Origin of the sequence: Paenibacillus thalictri, assembly GCF_004307995.1 — a bacterium.
GTDB classification, from domain to species: Bacteria; Bacillota; Bacilli; order Paenibacillales; family NBRC-103111; genus Paenibacillus_AF; species Paenibacillus_AF thalictri.
In genome coordinates, this window is sequence record NZ_SIRE01000015.1 from 79,297 (window position 1) to 102,958 (window position 23,662).

At 50.5% G+C, this 23,662-nt stretch carries 23 protein-coding genes and 1 riboswitch; of the genes, 6 read left to right on the plus strand and 17 right to left on the minus strand.

Annotated features, from left to right (window positions below):
* Window positions 1–3 precede the first annotated feature (3 nt).
* Window positions 4–927, minus strand: a complete 924-nt coding sequence (locus EYB31_RS20995; protein WP_131015371.1) for a carbohydrate ABC transporter permease — start codon at window positions 925–927, stop codon at window positions 4–6.
* Between the two features lie 206 nt (window positions 928–1,133).
* Window positions 1,134–1,694: an NADPH-dependent FMN reductase gene (locus EYB31_RS21000; RefSeq protein ID WP_131015372.1), complete on the minus strand. Its 561-nt coding sequence runs from the start codon at window positions 1,692–1,694 to the stop codon at window positions 1,134–1,136.
* Window positions 1,695–2,041: 347 nt separating this feature from the next.
* On the opposite strand from EYB31_RS21000, the gene EYB31_RS21005 reads away from it, so the two are divergent.
* Both EYB31_RS21005 and EYB31_RS21010 read left to right on the plus strand, forming a co-directional pair.
* Window positions 2,042–2,977: an aldo/keto reductase gene (locus tag EYB31_RS21005; RefSeq protein WP_131015373.1), complete on the plus strand. Its 936-nt coding sequence runs from the start codon at window positions 2,042–2,044 to the stop codon at window positions 2,975–2,977.
* Between the two features lie 34 nt (window positions 2,978–3,011).
* Window positions 3,012–3,099, plus strand: a riboswitch (cyclic di-GMP riboswitch).
* Between the two features lie 172 nt (window positions 3,100–3,271).
* Entirely contained in the window at window positions 3,272–4,393 is a 1,122-nt protein-coding gene (locus EYB31_RS21010; protein ID WP_131015374.1) for an HD-GYP domain-containing protein, read from the plus strand.
* 140 nt (window positions 4,394–4,533) lie between these two features.
* Here the strand turns inward: EYB31_RS21010 and EYB31_RS21015 are convergent, their stop codons facing one another.
* Window positions 4,534–4,752, minus strand: a complete 219-nt coding sequence (locus EYB31_RS21015) for a cold-shock protein (RefSeq protein ID WP_131015375.1) — start codon at window positions 4,750–4,752, stop codon at window positions 4,534–4,536.
* Between the two features lie 80 nt (window positions 4,753–4,832).
* The gene (locus tag EYB31_RS21020; protein ID WP_014372710.1) at window positions 4,833–5,033 is read right to left on the minus strand and encodes a cold-shock protein; all 201 of its coding nucleotides are present in this window, start codon (window positions 5,031–5,033) and stop codon (window positions 4,833–4,835) included.
* Window positions 5,034–5,441: 408 nt separating this feature from the next.
* Between EYB31_RS21020 and EYB31_RS21025 the strand changes: the two genes are divergently transcribed.
* Window positions 5,442–6,341, plus strand: a complete 900-nt coding sequence (locus tag EYB31_RS21025; protein ID WP_131015376.1) for a peptidyl-prolyl cis-trans isomerase — start codon at window positions 5,442–5,444, stop codon at window positions 6,339–6,341.
* A 67-nt stretch (window positions 6,342–6,408) separates the two neighbouring features.
* On the opposite strand, the gene EYB31_RS21030 is transcribed toward EYB31_RS21025, so the two are convergent.
* Entirely contained in the window at window positions 6,409–6,672 is a 264-nt protein-coding gene (locus EYB31_RS21030) for a hypothetical protein (RefSeq protein ID WP_131015377.1), read from the minus strand.
* A gap of 285 nt (window positions 6,673–6,957) precedes the next feature.
* Here EYB31_RS21030 and EYB31_RS21035 point away from each other — a divergent pair, with 285 nt between their 5' ends.
* Both EYB31_RS21035 and EYB31_RS41265 read left to right on the plus strand, forming a co-directional pair.
* Window positions 6,958–7,173 (plus strand): sporulation protein Cse60, encoded by a 216-nt coding sequence (locus EYB31_RS21035; RefSeq protein ID WP_131015378.1) that lies wholly within the window; start codon window positions 6,958–6,960, stop codon window positions 7,171–7,173.
* Window positions 7,148–7,282: a hypothetical protein gene (locus EYB31_RS41265; protein WP_276322068.1), complete on the plus strand. Its 135-nt coding sequence runs from the start codon at window positions 7,148–7,150 to the stop codon at window positions 7,280–7,282. Before EYB31_RS21035 ends, EYB31_RS41265 begins: the two co-directional genes overlap by 26 nt.
* Before the next feature lie 198 nt (window positions 7,283–7,480).
* Here the strand turns inward: EYB31_RS41265 and EYB31_RS21040 are convergent, their stop codons facing one another.
* Together EYB31_RS21040 and EYB31_RS21045 are read right to left on the minus strand one after the other, a co-directional pair.
* Window positions 7,481–7,945, minus strand: a complete 465-nt coding sequence (locus EYB31_RS21040) for a GreA/GreB family elongation factor (protein ID WP_131015379.1) — start codon at window positions 7,943–7,945, stop codon at window positions 7,481–7,483.
* A 171-nt stretch (window positions 7,946–8,116) separates the two neighbouring features.
* Window positions 8,117–8,566 (minus strand): SRPBCC family protein, encoded by a 450-nt coding sequence (locus EYB31_RS21045; RefSeq protein WP_131015380.1) that lies wholly within the window; start codon window positions 8,564–8,566, stop codon window positions 8,117–8,119.
* 99 nt (window positions 8,567–8,665) lie between these two features.
* On the opposite strand from EYB31_RS21045, the gene EYB31_RS21050 reads away from it, so the two are divergent.
* A complete protein-coding gene (locus tag EYB31_RS21050; protein WP_131015381.1) occupies window positions 8,666–9,481 on the plus strand; it encodes a helix-turn-helix domain-containing protein in 816 nt (271 codons plus the stop codon).
* Between the two features lie 30 nt (window positions 9,482–9,511).
* Here EYB31_RS21050 and EYB31_RS21055 read toward each other — a convergent pair whose 3' ends face one another.
* From EYB31_RS21055 to EYB31_RS21100, 10 genes are all read right to left on the minus strand, one after another.
* Window positions 9,512–10,270, minus strand: a complete 759-nt coding sequence (locus tag EYB31_RS21055; protein ID WP_131015382.1) for a GTP pyrophosphokinase — start codon at window positions 10,268–10,270, stop codon at window positions 9,512–9,514.
* 147 nt (window positions 10,271–10,417) lie between these two features.
* Entirely contained in the window at window positions 10,418–11,836 is a 1,419-nt protein-coding gene (locus EYB31_RS21060; protein ID WP_131015383.1) for a PQQ-binding-like beta-propeller repeat protein, read from the minus strand.
* Between the two features lie 302 nt (window positions 11,837–12,138).
* Window positions 12,139–14,019 carry an ABC transporter ATP-binding protein gene (locus EYB31_RS21065; RefSeq protein WP_131015384.1) on the minus strand — a complete coding sequence of 627 codons (1,881 nt, stop codon included), beginning with the start codon at window positions 14,017–14,019 and terminating at the stop codon, window positions 12,139–12,141.
* Complete coding sequence (locus EYB31_RS21070) at window positions 14,016–15,743, minus strand: ABC transporter ATP-binding protein (protein ID WP_131015385.1); 1,728 nt, start codon at window positions 15,741–15,743, stop codon at window positions 14,016–14,018. Before EYB31_RS21070 ends, EYB31_RS21065 begins: the two co-directional genes overlap by 4 nt.
* On the minus strand, window positions 15,740–16,423 hold the full coding sequence (locus EYB31_RS21075) for a TetR/AcrR family transcriptional regulator (RefSeq protein ID WP_131015386.1): 684 nt from the start codon (window positions 16,421–16,423) through the stop codon (window positions 15,740–15,742). Before EYB31_RS21075 ends, EYB31_RS21070 begins: the two co-directional genes overlap by 4 nt.
* Window positions 16,424–16,600: 177 nt before the next feature.
* Window positions 16,601–17,881 (minus strand): ArsB/NhaD family transporter, encoded by a 1,281-nt coding sequence (locus tag EYB31_RS21080; protein ID WP_131015387.1) that lies wholly within the window; start codon window positions 17,879–17,881, stop codon window positions 16,601–16,603.
* Between the two features lie 273 nt (window positions 17,882–18,154).
* Window positions 18,155–19,825: a stalk domain-containing protein gene (locus EYB31_RS21085; RefSeq protein WP_165452524.1), complete on the minus strand. Its 1,671-nt coding sequence runs from the start codon at window positions 19,823–19,825 to the stop codon at window positions 18,155–18,157.
* Between the two features lie 151 nt (window positions 19,826–19,976).
* On the minus strand, window positions 19,977–21,737 hold the full coding sequence (locus EYB31_RS21090; RefSeq protein ID WP_240762681.1) for a hypothetical protein: 1,761 nt from the start codon (window positions 21,735–21,737) through the stop codon (window positions 19,977–19,979).
* Window positions 21,734–22,681 (minus strand): sugar phosphate isomerase/epimerase family protein, encoded by a 948-nt coding sequence (locus EYB31_RS21095; protein WP_131015389.1) that lies wholly within the window; start codon window positions 22,679–22,681, stop codon window positions 21,734–21,736. Before EYB31_RS21095 ends, EYB31_RS21090 begins: the two co-directional genes overlap by 4 nt.
* A gap of 104 nt (window positions 22,682–22,785) precedes the next feature.
* The gene (locus EYB31_RS21100; protein WP_131015390.1) at window positions 22,786–23,658 is read right to left on the minus strand and encodes a carbohydrate ABC transporter permease; all 873 of its coding nucleotides are present in this window, start codon (window positions 23,656–23,658) and stop codon (window positions 22,786–22,788) included.
* Window positions 23,659–23,662: the final 4 nt, after the last annotated feature.

The following is a 23,662-nucleotide window of genomic DNA, read 5'->3' on the forward strand; positions in this document are numbered from 1 at the left end:
CGTTTAGTAGTTAACCCATTTCTTCTCGCCATACCATTGAATCAGCGTAATGAGCAGAATGCAGACCAGCAATACAATAGCCATTGCCGAAGCGTAGCCGGAGTTCAGGTTCACAAATGCCGTATCGTATAAGTAGTACACCACCACGTTGGTTGAATACGCCGGACCGCCTTTGGTTAGCACGGCAATAATATCGAACACCTTAAACGATCCGATAATGCCTGTAACCAGCAGAAAAAAGGACGTAGAGGAAAGCATCGGAAACGTGATTTTGCGCAGCTTTACCCACGACGAGGCACCGTCGATGTCGGCTGCTTCATAAAGGTCTTTCGGAATCGACTGCAGACCTGCCATATAAATGATCATATTGTACCCAATGTTAATCCAGATCATAATACCCATAACGCAATACAAAGCCCAGTCCGTATCGGCAATCCATTTGGGAGGATCGGCAACCCCGACAGCCTTCAGCATTTCATTCACCGGTCCGAATGTCGGATGGAACAAGACTTGAAACACGATCGCTACCGCAACCACACTGGAGATGTACGGCACAAAGTAAACCACTTTAAATACGTCTTTAAAAAACACCTTTTTATCGATCAGAATAGAAAGTATCAGCGAAACGATCAATGTGATCGGCACAACAAAGATGAGAATAAAGTTATTTTTTAACGACTTCAAGAAAATTTCATCATGAAATAACTTGGAGAAGTTATCTATCCCGATAAATTTCATTTTTGCAAAACCGGCTACGAAGTTCCAGTCCGTCAAGCTTAGGAAAAGCGACGCTATGATCGGAAATAACGTGAGTACTCCGAGCCCGATGAGAATCGGCGCAACAAATGCGTAACCAGCCAAATCTTCACGCAGCTGCACTTTGCTTAGCCGCCGTTTTTTGGTTTGGGATTGTGATTGTCCGTTCACGGTAAAGCCTCCATTCTTGCTCAAGTTATGATGTTTGTCCAGTTTACCTTAGGTACCTGTAATCGGATAAGGAAAAATCATAACCAAACCCGCTCATAATTTAACCATTTACAGTCCAAATCATCCAATCGGCGTTTAGGTCTGTCTTCATACGAAAAAAAGAACCGCAGCATCGGCTGCAGTTCTCAAACCCTTTCGGGGAACGTTTATTTGCTGGCAACGAGTGCCGCCTGCTTGTTCATCCAATTCACAAAGTTGTCTGTCACCATGTCCAGGAATTTCACCGTTGGCTCGTGCGTCAGGTTGCCTTCGGCGTCGATTTTTTCATGACATGCGCCTACATACACTTCATTGCCCGGAAGCAGCGGAGATCCGACCCCCACCGAGAACAGGATTTCACGCAAGTGAAGTTGCGCTTTCACCGTACCCAGCACGCCCATCGAAGCGCCCATGATCCACGAAGGTTTTCCATTCATCACTTTATCCACGCGGGACAGCCAATCAATCGTATTGACCAACACTCCTGGGACCGTTCCATTGTATTCCGGCGTCAGCCACAAAACGGCGTCAGCCGCTTTGATTTTGCTCTTCAGTCCGGTAACGGCGGCAGGCGGATCGTTTTCAGTATCCTGGTTATAGAAAGGAATATCGTTTAAGGTCACGATTTCAAGCTCAAACCGGTCCTTATAACGTTTTTGGACGTATTGAGCAAGCTTTAAATTGTACGATTCTTTCCGGATGCTGCCTACGATAGCTACAACTTTCATGTGTGGAATACCTCCAAGTATAGAATGATTTTCATTTGACTTATTATACTCCTTTTATATACATATTCAAGTAAAAAGTATAATAATCATCGTTAAAGTTCGCCCCCTTATCATTGAGCAGACCAACCGTATTTTATTTACCGGTTAAATTACCCATTGCGGCAAGCAACTTGGCGATGATGCGCAGTGCGCCAAATCGGCGCCCAGCTCATCACCAGCCAATTCGGCACTCCGCTAGTTTTCAGTGGCCTTCATTTAACCAATATGGCTCCTTTTTTTACGAAAATATTGCTATAATATAATAAGCTTCTTATAGAAGCCTAGCAGAAAAAAGGAGATGACCATCCATGGCTGAACAGAACCGCATCGGAAAAACGGATTTACGCGTCACCCCGATAGGGCTTGGCGCCAATGCAGTCGGCGGGCATAATCTATTTCCGAACTTGAATGACGAGACCGGCAGAGACGTTGTCAGAACCGCCTTACATAACGGCATTAACTTCATCGATACGGCGTTCATCTATGGCCCGGAACGCTCGGAAGAGCTGATCGGCGAGGTGCTGAAGGAGACCGGCCTGCGCCAACAGACCGTCATCGCAACAAAAGCGGCCCATAAGTTCGTCGACGGCGCGGTTGTCAAAGACAACTCCCCCGCTTTTTTGAAGGCTTCGGTTGACCAAGCTTTGAAACGGCTGCAAACCGACTATATCGATCTGTTCTATATCCATTTTCCGGACGAGGACACTCCGAAGGACGAAGCGGTCGGAGCGCTGAAGGAGCTTAAGGACGCAGGCAAAATCCGCGCGATCGGCGTCTCCAACTTTAATATCAGCCAACTGCAAGAGGCCAACAAAGACGGATACGTCGACGCGCTGCAGTCCGAATACAATCTGCTGCGCCGCGGCGCCGAGCAGGACACGCTGCCTTATACAGCCGAGCATCAAATTTCCTTTATCCCTTATTTCCCGCTGGCGTCGGGTTTGCTTAGCGGCGCTTATACGGCGGATCAACAATTCGCGGACGGCAGAGCCAGAAATCCGCTGTTCCAAGGGGATGCTTATTTACGCAATTTGGAGAAGGTTGAACGCGTCCGCGAGATCGCATCGGCCAAAAATGCGGAGGTGTCGCATGTGATATTGGCCTGGTATTTGACCCGCGATTCGATTGACGCGTTAATTCCGGGCGCCAAGCGGCCGGATCAGGTGGCGACTAATCTGAAGGCGCTGCAAGTGCGCTTGACTCCGGAAGAAGTCGAACAGATTGATCGTATATTCAAACTCTAGACTGATTGACAGAAATTGAATATAATCAAGTTAAACACGATAAAGGCAAACTTATTGAAAGATAAGGACGCAAAGCTACAGGCCTAATGGTTATATGGACCTAGGGCGGCTGAGTTGCCGAAGCATAGGATACGCTGACACTGTCTGTCCAATCATCCTGTCTTCCATAGAGAATACAGGATGATTTTTTATGTCTGCAGATAGAAGGAATGCAAACTTCCCGTTTATGCAATGGCTTTTGTCGGTTGCACCATTTTGAATAAAGTCGCATTCACGAGGAGGTCATTTAGCTATATGCAGTTTAATTCGTTTGATGAATTGGTCGGTAAGCGCTTACTAAATCAAGTGTTGGACCATCGGGGCGTTATGTTAGTCCCGGACGGCACCATTTTAACGTCAAGCCATATCGATAAAATGAAGAAATTCGATATCAACATCTTTGATGTGTATGCAGAGCCGATTCAAGAGTCGCCTCCCGCGGTTGACCAAACCGACGCTTTTGAAACCGCTCCCGCTTCTATCGCCGGCAACAAGACAAGCCACAACAATAACCGGCCGCTTGCCAAATTCGCGCCGCTCGAAACCCGCGAGCTTTTTGTGCAGACGGAAGCGCATCTTCACGATATTACGAACTTTATCCATAAGAACGGAAAAGTCCAGGCCGCCGACATCGAGCAGAAACTGCTTCCTTTCATCATGGAGATGTCCCGAACCCGGAACTTATACCAGCTCTTTGCCGAACTGAAGTCGACCGGGAACTTTCGCTACAAGCAAAGTATCGGGGTCGCCGTCATGGCGACGATGCTTGGCAGATGGCTGCAATTGGATGATCAGGAGATGGTGCTGCTCACTACGGCGGCCAGCCTCTATGATGTCGGATTCATCCAGCTCCCTCACTCGCTGCTCGACACTACGTCCTGGTTTCAACCGCATGAGGTTGAAATTATGAAAACTCATACCCGGCTCGGCTACGAGTTGTTAATGAGCTCTGGATTGGATCAACGGGTGGCGCTGGTCGCTTTGCAGCATCACGAAAGAAACGACGGCAGCGGCTACCCCGCGAAGTTAAAAGGCGGCGAGATCGACCGCTTGAGCAAAATCGTCGCTTTGTCCGACGTGTATCTGGCGATGATCTCGGAACGCCCTTACCGGACGGCCCACCCGTTTTACCATGTCATGAACGAGCTTTACACCGGCATCGTGCAGAACCGGTTTGATTCGTCCATAGGCATGACTTTTTTGAATAAGCTGATGTCCTTGCAGGTGGGCAGCGACGTGATATTGTCCGACGACCGCAAGGGTAAAATCCTGCTGATCAATTCCAACTATCCGACAAGCCCGCTTATTGCGCTCGACAATGAATGTCTGGACTTGAGCAAAAACCATTCCGTTAAAATCAAAGAAGTCATCGGTTAGCAAACCGCTGTACCGCGATGACAAAAACAGCCTGCCGGCAAAAGGAGTTGGACAACTCCCCTGCGGCAGGCTGCTTTATTCTCACCAATTTTCACAAAAGCCCCTCAAGCCTCATGTTTCGGGCTATCCAGACATGTGTGTTACTTGGAGCGGTTCTGATATTGGTTGTGATTATGATTAACGAGCAAGGGAAGCATCTTCGTACCCCGTATCATCGGAGAAGAGCATTGCAGACAAGTCGGTACGGTTTCAAAAGTAAAATTATCCCTCATCCATCCTATACAATCTTCCTTCTCGCATATCCATACGGAGGTTAATTCTTCAGGAACTTCCTCCATCGGTCTTTTCCTTGAATACATGGCAAGGTCCTCCCTCACTTATTATGTCCCACAACTAAAAAAAACTGCCCTAACCTTCAGGCTAGGGCAGTTTTTACGGATTACAGCTTTACAACGTTCTCAGCTTGTGGTCCGCGGTTGCCTTGTACTACGTTGAATTCAACGCGTTGGCCTTCGTCAAGAGTTTTGAAGCCGTCGCCTTGAATCGCGCTGAAATGCACGAATACGTCGCTGCCGCCTTCAACTTCGATGAATCCGAAACCTTTTTCTGCGTTAAACCATTTTACTGTACCTGTTTGCATGGTAATACCTCCAAAATTTTGATTTACATGATTTTTCTTTCCACTTAAGAAATAAAAAATTCACATATTGGAAAAGGTTCTAGACATCAAATTGGAACCCTTTACAATATGTGAATAGGTTTCAATCATGGTTAAGTTCATGTTAACAGAAACTGCGCCGAAAAGCAAATTTTAAAATTCATTTGTGAAAGAACAAGTATTTCCTGTTGAATATTATAACCGCGAAATCCTGGGCCTATACAAAATAAAAGGAAATTTATAAAGCATTTGGGGAAAGACGGTTGTTTCTGGGATTCAGCGGCTCTTCAGTCAATTTTAAAGTAAGCTTAAGCATTTGCGTCCATACTAATATTCAGGCGGCAAATGGAGCAAGCCTAATTCAAGCAAGACGGAAGGAGCAATAATCACATGAGAAAACTGACAGCAAACCCTATGTGGATATGGCTGTCCGGCATACTGCTGGTCGGCTTGGTAACTTATATTGTGATTTATCCCCCGGCCCACACGAACAACCAGCCGGTGGCTAAGGTGAACGGCGTCAATATTACCGAGCAGCAGCTCTACACCGCTATGCTGAAGGGCGGCGGACAGCAAATGCTCGATACGCTGATTACGGACGAACTGATTTCCCAGGAAGCCAAAAAAGCCGGCGTTCAGGTTACCGACAGTGATATGGACGAAGAAATGAGCTCGGTTAAAGGTTCGTTTTCTTCAGATGAAGAATTCCAGCAGGCGCTGGCTTCATACGGCATGACGATCGACGATCTCAAAGACAACATGAAATCTCAGGTCATGCTGAAAAAAATACTCGCACCTCAGGTGACTATCAGCGATGATGATATTAAAAAATACTACGACGAAAACCTCGCTACTTTAAAAGTGCCCGAGCAAGTCAAAGCTTCCCATATTACGGTGGCAACCAAAGACGCGGCCGACACGATTCTGGCCGATTTGAAGAAAGGCGGCGACTTTGCCGCGGCGGCGCAAAAAAATTCGACCGATGCCAGCACAAAAGATAAAGGCGGAGATCTGGGCTATATTTCAGCCGGAAAAATGGGCGATGCGTTCGACAAAGCGGCATTTGCTTTGACGGCTGGCGCAATCAGCGACGTGGTGCAGACGGATAACGGCTATGAAATTATCAAGGTGTCCGAACGTAAACAAGCCTATACCCCAACATTGGAAGAGAAAAAGGCGGATATTCAGAAATCGCTCAAAAACGATAAAATTTCCGAGCTTTCTTCGAGCTGGATGGACGAGAAAAAATCTGCAGCTTCGATTGAAAACTATTTGACTAAGGGAGCCTGATTTCCCGATTTATAGAAAAAGAAGGAGCCGCCGCGAGGCGCGCTCCTTCTTTTTTCTATGACTATGATTATTCTTCGTGCTCTTCAATGACACGTACGCAGAAAACAGCTTGTCTGATCGGCTGATTGCCAATTCCGATCAATACGGCTACGAGGACCGTTCCCGTTCTGCGCCCGGTTACGGATGCACTCGTCGCTGTGCTGGAACAAGTAGCTATGGAGCAATTTCTGCTGATGCATTTCAGTATGCGTTCGCCGCTCCTCAGTCTAATCGGCAGCCGGACCGTATCGCCCACTCCTACGACGATAGTTGCAGTGCTACAGTTGGACATATTCGCCACCTCCCTCTTGAGTATCTGCTATATTCTATGAGAAATGATCTCACTAGGGTTGTATATTTGTCCGCTAGAGAAGCCCTAAAATTACAAAATTACGAGTATTTGCTATATTTTCTTTCTCCTATTTTGAAATTTTTTACTGCCCGCTCATGTTGACACCGGTTTCTTTCAATGGTATTGTTAGCGTATATAGGCATTTCGCTTACTAAAGCGGAATGCCTTGCTCTATTTTTACGGACATCTTACATTTAATGTATTTTCATAAGGGAGGTGACGCGAGTGATACAAGTTAAAGAATTTGTCGATACGGACACTTCTTACGCCGAAAAGATGGCTAACGATTTTTTATCGAAGCTGCAAGACGATCAGGTGATCAATATTTCTTACGGGTCTATCATGAAATCTACTTTATCGGGATCAGCCTACCAAAGAAGCGCTATCCTGATTGTGTACAAGGGGGGAGCCGCTTTTGAAAAATCAGAGGCCGCCAATTGAGAAACGATCCGCCGACAAGGATACTTGCGGCACGTTTTTCAAGGTACTCTCGGTGATCGCTGCAGCCGGTATCGTTATCGCCGCGATCTGCTTCATGATCTTTCGCTAAGCTGTTTGCATTGAAGTTATTGAAGCTATGGATTGGAGGATGGTTTATGAGTTCACTTATTGTCAGGGAGCGGCCATATTCAAGCAATGGAATCTATAGCGTACCCTAGCCAATCCAACAAGCTTCATAGGAAAAAAATCAAGCAGCCCAGCCTTCTACATTCAAAGGCTTGACTGCTTGATTTGTTGTTGCGGCTATTCAGCCGAGCGCCAATTCGTCATCCATACTCCCGCGGTTCATATACTTTATGTCCTTAATCATAACTGCAAGCTCCCCCGAAGGAACGATCAGCTGGCAAGTTTCGTTTTTTTGGGCAAGCAGCAGTTGAAGGCCCATCGGAGACAGAAATGAAATCCGGTTATTGCCCGGGTCGGTCTGATGAGGAAATACGATCGTGTACGTTTCCGTTGAGCCATCTTCGACATAGACCAGTTCCAACTGGCTGCCGATCAATACGGCGGAATTCAAGCTTTCCGTATGAAAATCGGCCAGTATCCGCTCCAGCAGCGCCGAATATTCGGTAATCCGTTTCTCCACCCGGCTCCGCTGCCGGTCCTGGCCCGGAAAATATTGATCCAGGAAAGGAACGATCTCCTCGTCAAAATAAACCAGCTGCCCAATCAGTTGCGCCCGTGAGCCCTGCAGCAGAAAACTATGGCTCATAGTAGATCACCCCACTTGTGCGCGGCCTTTTCATTACTGCCTGAGAAATGAACCACTTCATGCCAAAACCCTCCTAATAAAAAATATGGACCCCCTACGCAAGGAGGTCCTGTAATCATTTTACCAAATACAGATAGGTATTTCCAATGCAATCGGTTACAGCTTATCCTGCTACCACCCAAAATCGAGCACGTTTCCGGTTTCAGCCACCGTCTTGATGTTGCTCAAAATCATCCACCAGTGATTTTCCGTATTGTTCAACGAAGGATGGTCCGGCGACCACTGGTCGTTAACCAACGTCAGCTTTGTGCAGTTGCCGACAGTTTCCAGCGTGAAGGTAACCCGCGATTCCAACTCGGCATGATTGGGCCTATACGAAGGTCCGGGATGCTCCAGAAAGCTAAATGTCTTGCAAGGCTCGAACGCCGCGATTTTTCCATAGACATGGACGGTCTGGTCCCCTTCATTGCCGGGGCCAACGTACGCGAAGTCGGAGCCCGGTTCGAACGTCGACTGAATGACGCTGCCGAAAAAGGTCTTCTTTGTCCCTTCGGGGGAAATCAGTACATCCCATACAGTCTCCGGTTGTGCTCCAATATAAAATTCGTATTTCAGCTCCATATGCTCGCTCCTTTGTTCATGTGGTAATATAAGATTACCTTTCGCATGAAGACAAGTATTGTAAAAACGCGACAACGCGACGAATTGGAGTGAGCGGATATGGATGCACCTGTTCAACGGCCCAGCTTGGGCGTATTGAACCTGCACATGGGGGAGAAAAATTTTCGATTGTCCCGTTACGCCCCTTCCGAAGAGGTTGGCGCTTTCATCAAGCATTATTGGATTGTCAGCTGGGACTTGACTCATCAAGCTCCTTACTTACAAGATGTCGTGCCCAATCCATGCGTCAACTTAGTCGTTGAGCCAAACAAAACGTTCATATACGGTGCGGCCAAAAGCAAATTTTCCTATTTTTTGCAAGGAAAAGGGCTTGTCTTCGGTGTGAAGTTCAAGCCCGGCGGATTTTATCCCTTTATCAAACGTCCCGTTTCCGCGTTAACCGGCAACCCTTTGGACGTAAAAAGCGTGTTTGGCGTAGAAGCCGCAGCTTTGGAGCAGGCCATTCTTTCACTGGATGAAGACACGGCGATGGCCCACGTAATGGACGAGCTGATCCGCGGCAAGTTGCCCGAACCGGATCCGAACATCCCGCTCATCAACGAAATCATTGACGGCATCCAGGAAGACCGAGACATTCTCAAGGTCGACGATGTCTCCGAACGCTTTCATATGAATAAACGAAAGCTGCAGCGCTTGTTCGATCAATACGTCGGCCTCAGCCCGAAATGGGTCATCAAGCTGTACCGGCTTCAGAACGCCGCCGAAGCGGTCGATACAGGACCTGAACCGGACTGGGCCAAGTTCTCGGCCGACCTCGGTTATTACGATCAATCTCATTTTATTAAAGATTTTAAGGCCATTGTCGGCGCAACTCCCGAAGCTTATGCCCGACGCGGCCAGATGACCGGGGTTTGAGTCGCGGCAGCTCTTGGAGCCGTGATTGCCTTATTTATGGGACGGGTCGTTCCCGGGGTCGATCAGCTCCAGCAACGCCTGCGGAAGCGCAAACTGCTGATTGTTAATGATGATCCGTTTCAACTTGTCCTCTGAAATTTGGTCCTCTTTGATTTCTTCGATTTCTTTATGTAACCGTTCCATCTGCCTGTCCAAAGCGGAAGCGGCTTGTGCCGCTTCTTTTAATTCTTCCAGCAGCCGCCGCGGCACCCCTTGCTTATCTTGGTTGAATTTGTAATAAATTTTGTGTTCCAGGCTGGCCCAGAAGTCCATCGCAATCGTACGGATCTGAATCTCTACGCATACCCGCTCCTGCCGGTCGGACATATACACCGGAACGTCCACAATCAGGTGCAAGCTTTGGTAACCGTTCGGCTTGGGCTGCTTGATGTAGTCCTTCTCATCGACAATCACCAGATCCCCCTGGCTTTTCAGCATGTCGCGAATGGCATAAATATCGGATACAAACGAGCAAGTGATCCGCAGTCCGGCAATATCCTTAATGTGCTCGCGAATGCTCGGAAACGAGACGTTCCCGCCTTTACGATACAGCTTGTTTAAGATGCTTTCCGGCGATTTCAAGCGGGATTTCGTATGTTCGATCGGGTTGTATTCATGAAGAAACTGGAATTCCTCCACCAATATTTCGATTTTGGTCTCCATCGCATCCAGCGCAAATTTATACATCATCAGAAAACGGGTAATTTCATTTTGAAATTGTTTAAGCTGATTCATCGGAAACAGATTCATGATCCATGACTCCTTCCAAATTCAAGATTCAAAGATGATTTTGTAATGATGTATATAGAATACCGTGATCCGGCATGGCAAGCAAATTTGGCCCCTCGTCCAATCGAGCGGACCGCCGTATCCGCCTCTCGACGGCGACGGCGCTGCTTACCGTTCCTGTCCGATGACATCGTAGTGTTCAATCCGGTTGCGGTACATAAAATGCCTTGAGCCCTCCAGCGAGTGGTTGTCGCCGAAAATCCCATCTTGGTAAATGGAGCCCGTTCTCATATCGAATTGAATATCGGTCATGGCTGCGATGTTCTGAAGCAAGTAATAAGAGCCCTCCACGGCGTCCAACGTAAAAAGCGACTTCGGATCGGCAGGCTGCAAGTCGGCAAGCGGCTTCAGCGTTGCGGGATCGAGCAGCCACACCGACGTGCCCTTGGAGTTTTGAGCTTTGGCGATGACATAATCGTTGATGACCGGATCGCCGATATTTCCGCTATACATGTTGTAATAAGCGGATTTCAGCGAACTGGCTTCGAATCGCGCCTGATCCTGCCCGTCCTCCCTATTGAATAAAGCGACTGCATCGGCGGTCATATAGTAAATTCGGTCTCCGGATGCAAAAATCGGCGTCCGCTCCGGCAGTTCCCGCGTCCACAACAGCTCGCCGCCGCTGCTTACGTAATGGACAACCGTTTGTTTCGAACCGGGAACATTCATAATAAGCGCCATCGATTGATCTGAAAGCACGAGCATTTTGGGCAGCCACTTCTGCGCGTTGTCTCCGTACCATTCGCTTAAGTTCACCGTATAACGCCGCTCCCCATCATCGTTAAACAGATGCAGAAACACGTCTTGGCCGGTATAACCGTAGCCCTCCACAGTCAGCAGCGTCCCTAACGTAACGTTGACCGTAGAGGTTTCGCGCAGCCCCGCCAGCAGATTGCGCACCGGGCGATTATGCCTGGATCCGGGCAGGGTAAACTTGCTTTGCAGTTCGCCGGCCGCATCCAGCTTGTACACAAACTTCTTGCACCCTATAACAGCTCCCCCGGATAACGCCGGCTGCAAGTCGCACGAATCGCCTTGTGCCATCATCTTATCCCAAAGTAACTCGCCGGTCGCCGCATCCATAACATAGACGGAGTTGGATAAGCTAGGGTCGATGCCGTCGGCGGGCGAACTTAACACATAAATTTGCCCGTCCGGTGAAAGCTGTATGTATACGTTGGACGCATGCTTTTGAACCGCATCTTCCACGAACAGATCGGTGCTCCAGCGCTGCTCTCCGGCCGGTGTATAAGATACGACGGAAATATACTCGGAAGAAACGCGCATCCCGATAATCGCGTTGCCCTGCGCATCCAGCATGATTTGGCTGACAGCGGAAATTTTGGCTAGCGGCGGGTTATTCCGTGAATCCAGAAACAACTCGGCGCGGGTAGGCGTTGCCCAACTGTGCGTGATGGAATACGTATCCGGTTTATCCGCCGAAGCATGGGCCGGAAGCGGAGCAGGCCATACCGTTAGCATCGATGCAACTGCCAGGCACAGCCCGGCGTATTTCAATTTTCCCATGTGATCCTCCTTTTTGAAAACCCCGTACCTGTAACCATTCGACAACTTTTTCCAATCTCCTATATAGCAGCTCAAAATACCGCGAGGCCACCGAAAAAGTAAACGCTGCATGCGCCAATCATTCTTCCGGCCGCTAATTGTCCCGAATTTCTTGGATTGTACCCGCGTCTGCGGGTGAAATTCGGAGACAAAAGCGAACGCGGGGCCCTTCCAGAATGATTTCGCTCACTCCGCTACTTTTTCAGTGGCCTCGAATGCCACAAAAGACATTTTACCCGGTTATGCAAACACGCCTGTTTCTCTTACGCTACGGTCCCCTTGGAAAATTGGCTGTTGTACAGCTCCGCATAAAAACCGCCGCGCGCCAGCAATTCTTCGTGATTGCCTTGCTCGACAACACTGCCGTGCTGCATCACCAGAATGAGATCGGCATCCCGGATGGTCGACAAGCGATGTGCGATGACGAAGTTCGTCCGGCCTTCCATCAACCGGTGCATCGCCTTCTGGATGTAGATCTCCGTCCGTGTGTCGACGCTGCTGGTCGCCTCGTCGAAAATGAGAATCGCCGGATCGGCAAGTATCGCTCTGGCAATCGTAAGCAGCTGTTTCTGCCCTTGCGAGATGTTGGACGCCTCTTCATTCAGCACCGTATCGTAACCTTCCGGCAGCGTACGGATAAAATGATCGGCATGGGCCGCCCGCGCAGCCTCCATAATCTCCTCCTCCGTCGCATCCAATCTGCCGTAGCCGATATTGTCGCGGATCGTGCCGTTAAACAGCCACGTGTCCTGAAGCACCATGCCAAACAAGCTGCGCAGCCGCTCCCGCTTCATCTCGGTGATGTTCACGCCGTCGATGGTGATGGCGCCTTCGTTAAGCTCATAAAATCGCATCAGCAAGTTAACCAGCGTCGTTTTGCCCGCTCCGGTCGGGCCGACAATAGCGACGGTCTGCCCTCGGTTCACGTTGATGTTCAGCTGTTCGATCAGCGGCGCGTCCTCCTTATACCGGAAGCTGACGTTTTCGAATGCTACGTCGCCGCGCGGTTCGGCCAGTGCTTTTGCATCCTGGGCTTCGGGAACCTCCTCCTGCTCATCAAGCAGTTCGAAAACACGTTCGGCCGAAGCCAACGTCGATTGTATGATATTGGCGATATTCGCGGTTTGCACGATCGGCATGGAAAATTGCCGCGCATACTGAATGAACGCTTGAATGTCGCCGATTTGGATCGACCTGTTCGTCACCATGACACCGCCGACAACGCAGATCAGCACGTAGCCGATATTATTAATGACACTCATCAACGGCATCATAATCCCGCTGATGAACTGCGCCCGCCAGCCGGAATCGTAAAGCCGTTCATTGACCTCGTTAAAGGTTTCCACCGACTTGCGTTCATGCCCAAACGCTTTGACGATCTTGTGGCCGGTATACATCTCCTCCACATGGCCGTTCAGCTTGCCCAGCGCTTGCTGCTGCCCGACAAAATGCTTTTTGGACCGGGAAGAGATCGCTTTGATCGCAAGAAAACTAAGCGGCAGCGTCAGAATCAGCAGCAGCGTAAGCAGCGGGCTGATCGTCAGCATCATTACGATAATACCGATCAGCGTAATAACCGAAGTAATGACCTGGGTTAAGCTTTGCTGCAGCGTGCTGCTGATATTATCCATATCGTTGACAGCGCGGCTTAAAATTTCTCCATGCGTTTGCGAATCAAAATATTTGAGCGGAAGGCGGGTCAGCTTCTTATTGACGTCATTACGCAGACCGTACACGGTTTTCTGCGCCACCCCCGCCATCAAGTACTGCTGAATATAAGAAAATACGGAACTGAGCGCATACAATCCGATCAAAAGCAGCACAATGTCCCAAATATACGCAAAATCAATCGAGGCTCCCGGAACGCCCTGCATCTTCGCCATCAGGCCTTCGAATAGTTTGGTTGTCGCTTGCCCCATGATCTTCGGGCTAACAATGCTGAATATCGTACTGATGATCGCCGTGAACAATACAGCCAGCAGCTTAAGCCGAAACGGCTTCAAATACCCAAGCAGCCGGCGGAACGTGCTTTTGGCATCCTTCGCCTTCTGGCCCGGCATCGGAGGTCCGAAACCCCCGCCGCCCATAAAGCCTCTTCCGCCCCCGCTGCGGCCGTGCCGATGAGACTTTTGATGATCGCTCATGCCCATTCCTCCTCTGCCAGCTGCGAAGATACGATTTCCCGGTATACCTTGGACGTATCCATTAGCTCCGCATGGGTGCCCATGCCGACGATCTCGCCTTCGTCCAAAACGATGATGCGATCCGCATCCATGATGGTGCTGACTCTTTGCGCTACGATAATCACCGCAGCTTGCCCCGTCTCCTGCTTCAACGCCGCGCGCAAGCTGGCGTCCGTCTTGTAATCCAGCGCGGAGAAGCTGTCGTCGAAGATGTAGACGTCGGGCTTGCGAACAAGCGCCCTGGCAATGGACAGCCGCTGCTTCTGGCCGCCCGACAAATTGCCTCCGCCTTGCGAAATCACCGTTTCATATCCCTCTTGCTTTTCCTCGATAAACCCGGATGCCTGCGCAACCGCGGCAGCATGCCGGACTTGTTCGTCCGACGCGTCTGCCATGCCATACTGAATATTTTCGCGGATCGTGCCTGTAAACAACTCTGCTTTCTGCGGCACAAATCCGATTTTGGCACGCAAGCTTTCCTGCGTCATATCCCGTACGTCGACGCCATCCACCCGAATCGAACCTTCGGCAATATCGTAAAAGCGAGGAATCAGACTGATCAGCGTCGATTTCCCTGACCCGGTGCCGCCGATAATCGCTGTTGTCTCGCCAGGTTTCGCTTCGAATGAAATATGGGAGATAGCCGGTTTCTCCGCTCCCGGATAATGAAACGTCACCCGGTCAAATACCACATGCCCGCCTCTGGACGCCACAGCTTTGGCACCGGGACGATCCACGATGTCGGGAAGGGTGTCCAACACTTGATTGATCCTCACGGCGGAAGCGGAAGCCCGCGGCACCATGACAAACATCATCGACACCATCAACAGCGAAAACATGATTTGCATGGCATATTGCAAAAAGGCCATCAAATCTCCGACCTGCATATGCCCGTCACTGATCCGGATCGCCCCGAACCAAATGATCGCAATGGATGTAAAGTTCATGATCAGCATCATCAGCGGCATCATAACCGCCATAATTTTATTCACTTTGATCGCCGTTTCGGTCAAATCCATATTCGCCAGATTAAAACGTTCCTTCTCTTGTTCCGTGCGATTAAACGCCCGGATGACCCGCACGCCGGTCAAGTGTTCGCGAAGCACCAAATTCAGCTTATCTACCTTGACTTGCATTACTTTGAAGAAAGGAATCCCCTTTCTCGCGATGATAAAGATCGTGAGCGCCAGGATCGGCACTACGCAGACGATAACAAGCGACAAACCCGGGTCTTTGGACACCGCCATAATGACCCCGCCGATACACATCATCGGCGCGGAAACCATCATGCGCATCATCGTCAGAAGCACTTGCTGCACCTGGGTGACATCGTTGGTCGTGCGGGTAATCAGCGAAGCGGTTCCGAACTTGTCGAACTCCTGCAGCGAGAAGCTCTCGACGTGGGCAAACAATTTGCCGCGCAGTATTTTGCCGAATCCGGCAGATACTTTCGAGGAGTGGTAGCTGGCGACGATGGAGAAAACACCGCTCGCCGCCGACACAAGCAGCATAATGCCGCCGATGCGCCAAATATAGCCGTGATTGCCGGCCACAATCCCCTTATCCACAATGTCGGCCATCAGAGTCGGCAAGATCAGCTCGGATAGGGACTGCAGAAAAATCAGCAGCAGCACCAGAGTGATCGCTCCTCGGAATGGCCGTAAATTTCTAAACAGCTTGATCACGCCTCATCAACATCCTTTCCTTGTTCCTTCATAGGCGGATTCAGTATCGCCATACAACACACCACGGCATCCTCCAGCTCACACCGGGTCAGCTCGGCGATTTCTTCGCCGCTTCTGCCCTGCTCACGCAGCTCTTGAGCGACATGCCGCATATGCATCATCCCGCTCATCACCGCCCCCCAGTACAGCGAGGCCAGCAGCTCGTGCGACATCGCGCGGAGTTCCCCGCGCTCCATACCTTGCTTGATGACGCTGCGGATGAGGCTCATATTGTCGTGGCGCCAGCTCCACTTGTTTAACTCGTCGGTCGTAAACAATTCATTCAAATCATGCCGCATGCGCATAAAAAACAATACACTGTCCGATTCCTTCAGCATATTGGCATGCATCGTCCGCACCAGTCCTTCAAGCTGCTCCCTTACCGGAGCGCCGCTTGAAAAATGCGATTCGATATGCTTTTTCGATTGGTCGAACATAAACACAAATAATTCCCTGAATAGGGACATTTTATCCTTGAAATAATAATAAACAAGCCCTCTGGCCACACCGGCTTGCTCCGCCACATCGCCGATCTCGGCGGCGGCATAACCTTTAGCCACGTAAACCTTTAACGCGCTGCGAATGATCGCCTCCTTGCGTTCCCGGCGTATTTCCTCATTTTGTTCCTTGTTGCGCGGCAACCTCGGTTCACCTCTTTTTTCATTGACTTTCGTGTTAGTCAAAAATATACCGCAGTTCCATATCTCAAGTCAAGCGGACACCCGCCCTGAATTTGACGCAACGGCAAACAAACCGTCCCCGCATCGGCAGCATGCGTTTGGAGACGGTTTATGGCAGTTTACCACTGAAATGATGTCCTACATTAAATATCTGAAATAAATATAAAGGCTCGAAAGCACGATGGACAGAAGCATTAATGGAAACCCGATTTTCAAAAACTTCGCAAAGCGGATAGGATGCCCCTCCTTGCCTGCCAGTCCGGCAACAATCAGGTTGGCGCTTGCTCCAACCAACGTGCCGTTGCCGCCCAAGCAGGCTCCTAAAGCAAGACTCCACCAGAGCGGTTCCAGATTGGTTACCCCCATGCTGCCCATTTCCTGAATCAACGGGATCATGGTAGCCACAAACGGGATGTTGTCCAGAAACGCCGAAGCGATCGCGCTCAGCCATAAGATCAGCATCGAGGTGGCGAGCAGATCCCCTCCGGTGAAGGCGATCGCCTGCTGAGCCAGTTTGGCGATGACACCTGTTTCCACAAGCCCCGAGACAAGTACAAACAACCCGACAAAAAAGAATAAGGTCGTCCACTCGACATGGCGGAACGCTTCTTCCATTCTCTTCTCACCGGTCAGCAGAAGCAGCAGAAATGCGCCCGCCAGCGCAACCGCAGCCGATTCAAGATGCAGCGACTGATGCAGGAAGAAGCCGACAATCGTAAGTCCGAGCACCGCCAGACAAGTTCTCAGCAGCTTAACGTCGGTGATTTCCGCCCGCTCATCCATTTCCATCATCCGCGCCCGCAGCTCCGGAGTTGTCTCGATTTGTCTGCCGAACATGATGAGGAAAATCGGCAGGTAACTGAGTATAATGATCACGGCAATCGGAGACAGATTGTTGATGAATGCCATAAACGTCAGCTCTTTCACCGCGCTGCCGATCATGATGTTCGGAGGATCGCCGATCAGCGTCGCCGTGCCCCCGACATTGGAGGCGATGATTTGCGTAAACAAAAACGGAAACGGCTTGATCTGCAGCGCCCTCGTAATGCTCAGCGTCACGGGTACCATCAGCAGCACGGTGGTCACGTTGTCCAGAAATGCCGAACCCAATGCGGTGATCAAAGTCAGCGCCAGTAAGATTCGCTTCGGCTTGCCTTTCGCCAGCTTGGCGGCCTTGAGGGCGATATATTTGAAAAGCCCTGTCTCTGCGGTGACGCTGACAATGATCATCATGCCGACCAGCAGTCCCAGCGTATTAAAATCGATGTGATGCAGCGCCGTTTCTTGATCGACAATGCCGAACACGACAACCAGAACCGCGCCAAACATAGCCAGAATCGTGCGGTGGATTTTCTCCGAGATGATGAAACCGTAAATGACCGCAAAAATGACGATAGCCCAAATCGCTTGCTGTTCCATGGTTCCTCCCTTAAAGTCCGTATCGGACTCTCTTTTATATTTTACAAAAATACCCAAATGAAAACACAAAAAGAGCCTGTCGTGTGACAGGCTCCTCCGGAAAGCTTCGATATTTCATTATAGGATTACAGGTTGCTACTTGAACAGTTATTACAATCATACACGAGTAATCCCTATTTTACAAGCGGTAAAATAGAGATTGCCTGCTGCGGTTCATACAAAGCGCCTCCCTGCATCACATGACGATACAAGAAGGCGCGTCTCAACTATCGCTTATTGCATGGTAACCCAGACACTATGTGTCGCTTCGTCCCATTCCACGTTGCCGCCAAACTGGTTAACAATAAACGTCAGCGGCACATAAAACGATGCGGAGTCAACAAATGCGGCCTGGTCCATCTTTAACTCTTCGCCATCCACAACGGCCGTCCGGCTGTCCGCAGTCAGCACGATGGTTTTCGACGTGGCCGGTTCGGTAATGGTCGCCAAATTCATCTTATCGTCCAACGAAACGTTGGCTCCCAGTCTAGAGCTTATAAACGAAAGAGGCACCATCGTTACGCCTTCCTTCAGAAACGGCTTGCCCAAGCCGGGTTTAAACGAATCCTCCAAAATAACCGAAAATGGCTTGGATTTTGAATTGGAATTGGAAATCGGATTCAACCCCAGTTCCAAATCCTTCGTGAGCAGCAAGAACAATTGCGAAGAAGGATCCATATTTTGCAGCAGCTCGATGGGATTAAAGTCCGTGTTTTTGCCAATTTGCAGTGCACCTTGAGCGGTATTTACCGGCTCGGCATTAATGAAATTGTTCAGGTTCCAGATCTCTCCTGTCGCCGTCATTTTCGCTGAGGAGAGCACCCCGTCCGTAACGGCTTCCAGCGAAGAAACTGCCAGCGTTGTGCTGGATTTACGCAGCTTGAGGGCGTCGTCGAAATACATGTCGGCCGCCAAATAAGTCTGGTCATTCATCAGCGGCAGCTGTTGAAGCTGCGATTCGTTAACACTGTACGAAGCCATCAGGGCAAAACTCGCCAGCTGCTTGGCCTGTGCATGGACCACTTCGATTGTTCTTTCGCGATCCTTCAGAATATCCAGTATATTGGCTACCGACGGCAGCTTATCCGCCATGGCTCCAACAAGCGGCGCGTCAGACAGCCGTTCCGTCAAAGACGAATCTTCGTCCGTGCCTGAGGTTTGCATGCTCTGTTTCCATTCTTCCAGCTTAGGGGCCAGGACCGGATAAAACACGTCGTACATCTGGCCGATTAAATCTCTCAGCTCTTTATCGTCCTTCAGCACATTGGTGACAAACGTTTTGAGCAGCGGAATGACTTCTTTCGCCGTCAGCTCGCCGTGCAGTTTATGAAGCGAAACTCTCTCGCCGTTAATTTTCTCCACTGCGCTCTCCACGCTAATTTTTCCCGGATTCGGCAGCTGCTTGAACAGATAACTTCTCAAGTTGTCGAGAAACGGGCTTGCTTGCAGCTTCGCCTGAAGTTCCTTGACCAGCTCGGGAAGCGCTCCTTCCTCCTCAGCAGAAGCCAAATCAATGACAATCGGTTTTTTGATGCCTTCAATAGAAATGGTCAGACGTTCCGGCATAATATGCAATTGAAACGGAATCGTGCGTTCCGCAATAATGATTCGGCCGGCAGCCGATGCTGTGGTCTGATTTTCCATTTTTACGGTATCCTGATGGATTTCGATATGCTGCAGCAGCTTTAATAGTTTCTGTTCCATGGAGGACTCCGGTATTTTGGAACCGGGAACGAGATCCAGCACAATAACCGACTTACCTTCGTACGATTTGATCGAATACGTGCCTGCCAGCGCTTTGCCGACATCCAAACCGCCAATCGCTTGGCAGCCCGACAACACTAAAATGGTAGCGGATAATAGCAGTGCGGCAATCTTTTTTCTCCATAAGCCGCGAATGAACATGGGGCATACCTCTTTTCTGTATATAGGTTCCAGCATCAGAGCTTGTATACCTATTCGCCACAAGAGGTGAATTTCCTCTCTTATCCAGTTTTTTGCGTCTATGGCCTCGTTTCCAAATTCCTACACCGGCTGTCAGCATGGTTCCGGTGTCCTACAGCAGCCGGATCGTGAACGTATGGTCGAGCGGAGTCATCAGGTTGACGAGCAGCGTCTGCACTCCGTTTTGCAGCGGATTGACGCGAATCATCTTCAGCTTATGATCATGCGCTCCGGCGGATAATTCCAGCGTATTGCCACCGCACTCGCAGCGGACGGCGCCGTCCGTCCAGAACCAGGCATGGGGCTGAATCGGAACCAGCCCTGCTCCTGTCAACTTGCTTTCGAGATTAAAGGAAAAAGCGACTTGGGTAAAAACGTCCGGCATGTCGTCCGCCCGCATATGCAGCTTCCATTCCTTATCGCCGGGCGTTACCTCCACAGCAAGCGTATGCTTCTGCAGATGGGTCACCGGCCGCAGCTGATGCGGCAGCAGATACCATGGGCTGATCGCGGCTTGGGCCGATTCCGGCAGATGCTCCTGCGGTATCGGGCCGTTATAGCCTTTTTCCATATCGGTTTTCATGAAATAGCCGTCGGGCGTCCGTGCAAAATGCTCCATCTCCACCAGCCCCGGTGTAAAAGAGGTGAATATTTGCACAGCCAGCAAGTTCACTTGGCCGTGCCGCAGCGCAAACACCGAAGCCGCCCGGGTCATAACCGTGGCGCTGACGTCTCCGTCGCGGTGCCGCGCTACCGGCGAGCCAAAAGCCAGATGCATCGCGCTGTGCGTGATGCGATCGTGGTGGCCCGCCTGCACACGTCCGGCCAAGTCGCGGTCAATCGGATGATGCTCGTTGATGATTTTCACATATTGTTGAGGAAGCTGTGCCCGCTCAAGTCCTTCGATGCTTGTCTGTGGAAAAACCATATAACCCAACACCGCATGGTTGTTGACTGGCCCGAGACGAGAGAGATGAGCCGCCGACAAATCGGACATTGCGGCGAATACCGGATCGCGGTCCAACGCCGCCATCATGCGGTACACCAGGAAATATTCGGATAGGTCGGCCCGCTGGCCGAAATCCTGACGCCCTGAATAATCGGTCACAACGTCGCCGTTCGGATGAACGAGATATACCATCATCCGCAAATTTCTGCGCACCGGCTCGAGTAATTCCGGCCTGCCCAGCAGCGTCGCCGTATGATACAACATGATGTCGTTTACCGTGTTGTAGATGCCGTGGCTGCGCTCCGTCCATTCGCCGTCTTCGGTGCAATCGAGCCCTTCGGCCAGCCATTGGTCGGCGCGGGCGATCAGTGCGTCCATCTTAAAAATATCATGCAGCCAGGCTAATGCCGACGTCAGCACCCAGCGGTGATTCGGCGTATGGCAGCCTCCGGTCAGCATCGCGGGAATCGAACGCTCCAGAAACAACTTCACCTTGTCCGCTGCGGGTTTTACGTCTGGCCACTCGTCTCGCTCCAATAGTCGGTATAACTGGCCGAAGCCGGTCACGACAAATCCGGTGTCCGGCGGGGAATGATAATTGGTCGACCCTAGCGATATGGTGCCGTCCTCATGTTGACGGTTCAGCATGTAGCTGACCGCCAGCTCCAGCCGCGCAAGCAGCCCGGCATCATGATAAAACGCGGAATCCGGATTCAGCAGCGCCGCCGCCATCGACGCGATGTGGCTGGCCGTTCCTCCGTGCGTAGGGCTTGGCACGCCAGTCAATTCGCTGATCACACCGCCGAAATGGCGGCTGGCCGGGTCGGTAATTTGCTGCGATAAAGACTTGCGAACGTTCTGATCGTTCATGGCGACCAGCTTTTCATAAAACGGATCTGTTGTCGGCACGGGTTCCGGACTCATTGTGCAAGCGCCTCCATTTTGCGTATGATTCGATTGTGGCTTTCCTCGATTTCCTCCGGCTTGCAAATCGCCTTCAGCTCGTATACTTTCAGCGGCGCATCCCGGACAATGTCCAGGAAATCGTCAAATACGTCCGTCCCGCTGTGCACGTAAGGGCAGTAATGATCGGAAAGCTCCAGCGTTTCGTGAATATGCAGGCCGTATATATAGCTTTTGAGCGCGTGCGCGTCCTTGACGCTGTCGTACAAGCCCATCCGGTCCATCATCATCGCATGGCCGAAATCGTACCAGAGATGCACCGGCGCTCCCTTCAACCCGTCGATGATCGTTTTTGCCTCCTGCGGCGTCGGCATTTGATAGCAGCGTGAGCGCGTTTCGATCCCAACGATGACGTCGTACCCCTTACGTGCGATATAGTCGCTTACCCGCTCCAAGCTTTCTCCGATTTTTCGCGTGTATACGAGACTAAGCGCCTCCCGCCGTGACAACATCTCGCCCCACAGCCGCCTGTATTCGGGCGAGTTTTTGCCGAACTCGTGGTACAGCTTTTTGAGCCTGGCGTCGATATTGTCCTCAAACGGCACTTCCCCCGGGTGCACAACCACCGCCTCGGCGCCGTACCGGTGCGCGTAATCGATCGAACCGCACAGCAGCTCGATCGCGCGCTGCCGCTTCGTTTCGTCGTCAAAGCCAAGCAGCACCGAATCGGTGCCGTAATCCGGGTCCGCCACATGCGGGAACGTATTGTGCACACTGGAGACGGCGATCTCTCCCTGCTCAATCATCGGCTCGATCGTACTCAGCAGCTCGCGGGTTACGTTATAATTCAACTCCACACGGCGGAATCCAAGCTCCTTGATTTCCTCGATCATGCCCCGGCCCGTATCGTGGCGTTTGATGTTCCAGCAGGTCGAAAAAGAATACTCCCCTTTATCCGTAAACATACTCTATTTCCTCCTTAATGTCCGCCAGCGGAAGGCTATCCCTTTCCCGGAATCACCGAGTAACCGAATGAATATTTCTCGACTTTCCGCCCTCGGGCTCATCTCTATCCTTTGACCGCTCCAAGCATAATACCCGACACAAAGTAACGCTGCAGCCACGGATACACAAGCAAAATCGGAATCGTCGCAAACATCACGCTGGCCGCCTTCAAGCTTTCCGGCAAAAACTGCACGACCTGGTTGCCTTCCAGCTGCATCAAATCGTTGGCCATATTATTCATGACCAGCTGGTACAACTTCAACTGAAGCGGATACAAATTTGGATTGGTAATATAAAAAAGCGTGTCCATAAACCCGTTCCAGCGGTTCACGGCGTAAAACAAACTCAGCGTTGCAATCACCGGCAGCGACAGCGGCACAACGATTTGCCACAGCACGCGGAAATGGCTGGCTCCGTCGATCTCGGCCGACTCGTGCAGGCTGTCGGGAATCGATTTAAAGAAGTTAATCAGAATAATTAGATTAAACGGGCTGATCAGCAGCGGCAAAATTAAAGCCCACATCGTGTTCATAAGATGCAGCTGCTTAATCAGAATGTACTCCGGAATAATCCCGCCGCTAAAAAACATTGTCACCACGATCAGCAGCATAAAAAACTTTCTGCCCCGCAGATTAGGTTTGGTCAGCGGATAAGCGGCGATAACGGACATGAACATACACGATACGGTATACAGCATCGTCAGCGCAACGGTAAAACCCATCGAGCGGATCATAGATACATCTTCAAGCACTTTTTTGAAAGCCTGCATGCTCAGCTCAATCGGGTAAATCGTCACCTCGCCCGACATAATCGCCCGGTTGGAGCTGAGCGAAATCGATAAAATATGCAAAAAAGGAATCAGGCACAACGCAAGCGCCGCAAAAATAACGATGTTAATAATAATATCGACCGTACGATCGCCGGCTTTAGCATTCATAAGC

Excerpts from the sequence above, each read along its gene's own strand:
- EYB31_RS21000 (WP_131015372.1), bottom strand. The coding sequence starts at position 1,694 with ATGAAAGTTGTAGCTATCGTAGGCAGCATCCGGAAAGAATCGTACAAT.
- EYB31_RS21005 (WP_131015373.1), top strand. The coding sequence starts at position 2,042 with ATGGCTGAACAGAACCGCATCGGAAAAACGGATTTACGCGTCACCCCG.
- EYB31_RS21010 (WP_131015374.1), top strand. The coding sequence starts at position 3,272 with ATGCAGTTTAATTCGTTTGATGAATTGGTCGGTAAGCGCTTACTAAAT.
- EYB31_RS21015 (WP_131015375.1), bottom strand. The coding sequence starts at position 4,752 with ATGTATTCAAGGAAAAGACCGATGGAGGAAGTTCCTGAAGAATTAACC.
- EYB31_RS21020 (WP_014372710.1), bottom strand. The coding sequence starts at position 5,033 with ATGCAAACAGGTACAGTAAAATGGTTTAACGCAGAAAAAGGTTTCGGA.
- EYB31_RS21025 (WP_131015376.1), top strand. The coding sequence starts at position 5,442 with ATGAGAAAACTGACAGCAAACCCTATGTGGATATGGCTGTCCGGCATA.
- EYB31_RS21030 (WP_131015377.1), bottom strand. The coding sequence starts at position 6,672 with ATGTCCAACTGTAGCACTGCAACTATCGTCGTAGGAGTGGGCGATACG.
- EYB31_RS21040 (WP_131015379.1), bottom strand. The coding sequence starts at position 7,945 with ATGAGCCATAGTTTTCTGCTGCAGGGCTCACGGGCGCAACTGATTGGG.
- EYB31_RS21045 (WP_131015380.1), bottom strand. The coding sequence starts at position 8,566 with ATGGAGCTGAAATACGAATTTTATATTGGAGCACAACCGGAGACTGTA.
- EYB31_RS21050 (WP_131015381.1), top strand. The coding sequence starts at position 8,666 with ATGGATGCACCTGTTCAACGGCCCAGCTTGGGCGTATTGAACCTGCAC.
- EYB31_RS21055 (WP_131015382.1), bottom strand. The coding sequence starts at position 10,270 with ATGAATCTGTTTCCGATGAATCAGCTTAAACAATTTCAAAATGAAATT.
- EYB31_RS21060 (WP_131015383.1), bottom strand. The coding sequence starts at position 11,836 with ATGGGAAAATTGAAATACGCCGGGCTGTGCCTGGCAGTTGCATCGATG.
- EYB31_RS21065 (WP_131015384.1), bottom strand. The coding sequence starts at position 14,019 with ATGAGCGATCATCAAAAGTCTCATCGGCACGGCCGCAGCGGGGGCGGA.
- EYB31_RS21080 (WP_131015387.1), bottom strand. The coding sequence starts at position 17,881 with ATGGAACAGCAAGCGATTTGGGCTATCGTCATTTTTGCGGTCATTTAC.
- EYB31_RS21085 (WP_165452524.1), bottom strand. The coding sequence starts at position 19,825 with ATGTTCATTCGCGGCTTATGGAGAAAAAAGATTGCCGCACTGCTATTA.
- EYB31_RS21090 (WP_240762681.1), bottom strand. The coding sequence starts at position 21,737 with ATGAGTCCGGAACCCGTGCCGACAACAGATCCGTTTTATGAAAAGCTG.
- EYB31_RS21095 (WP_131015389.1), bottom strand. The coding sequence starts at position 22,681 with ATGTTTACGGATAAAGGGGAGTATTCTTTTTCGACCTGCTGGAACATC.
- EYB31_RS21100 (WP_131015390.1), bottom strand. The coding sequence starts at position 23,658 with ATGAATGCTAAAGCCGGCGATCGTACGGTCGATATTATTATTAACATC.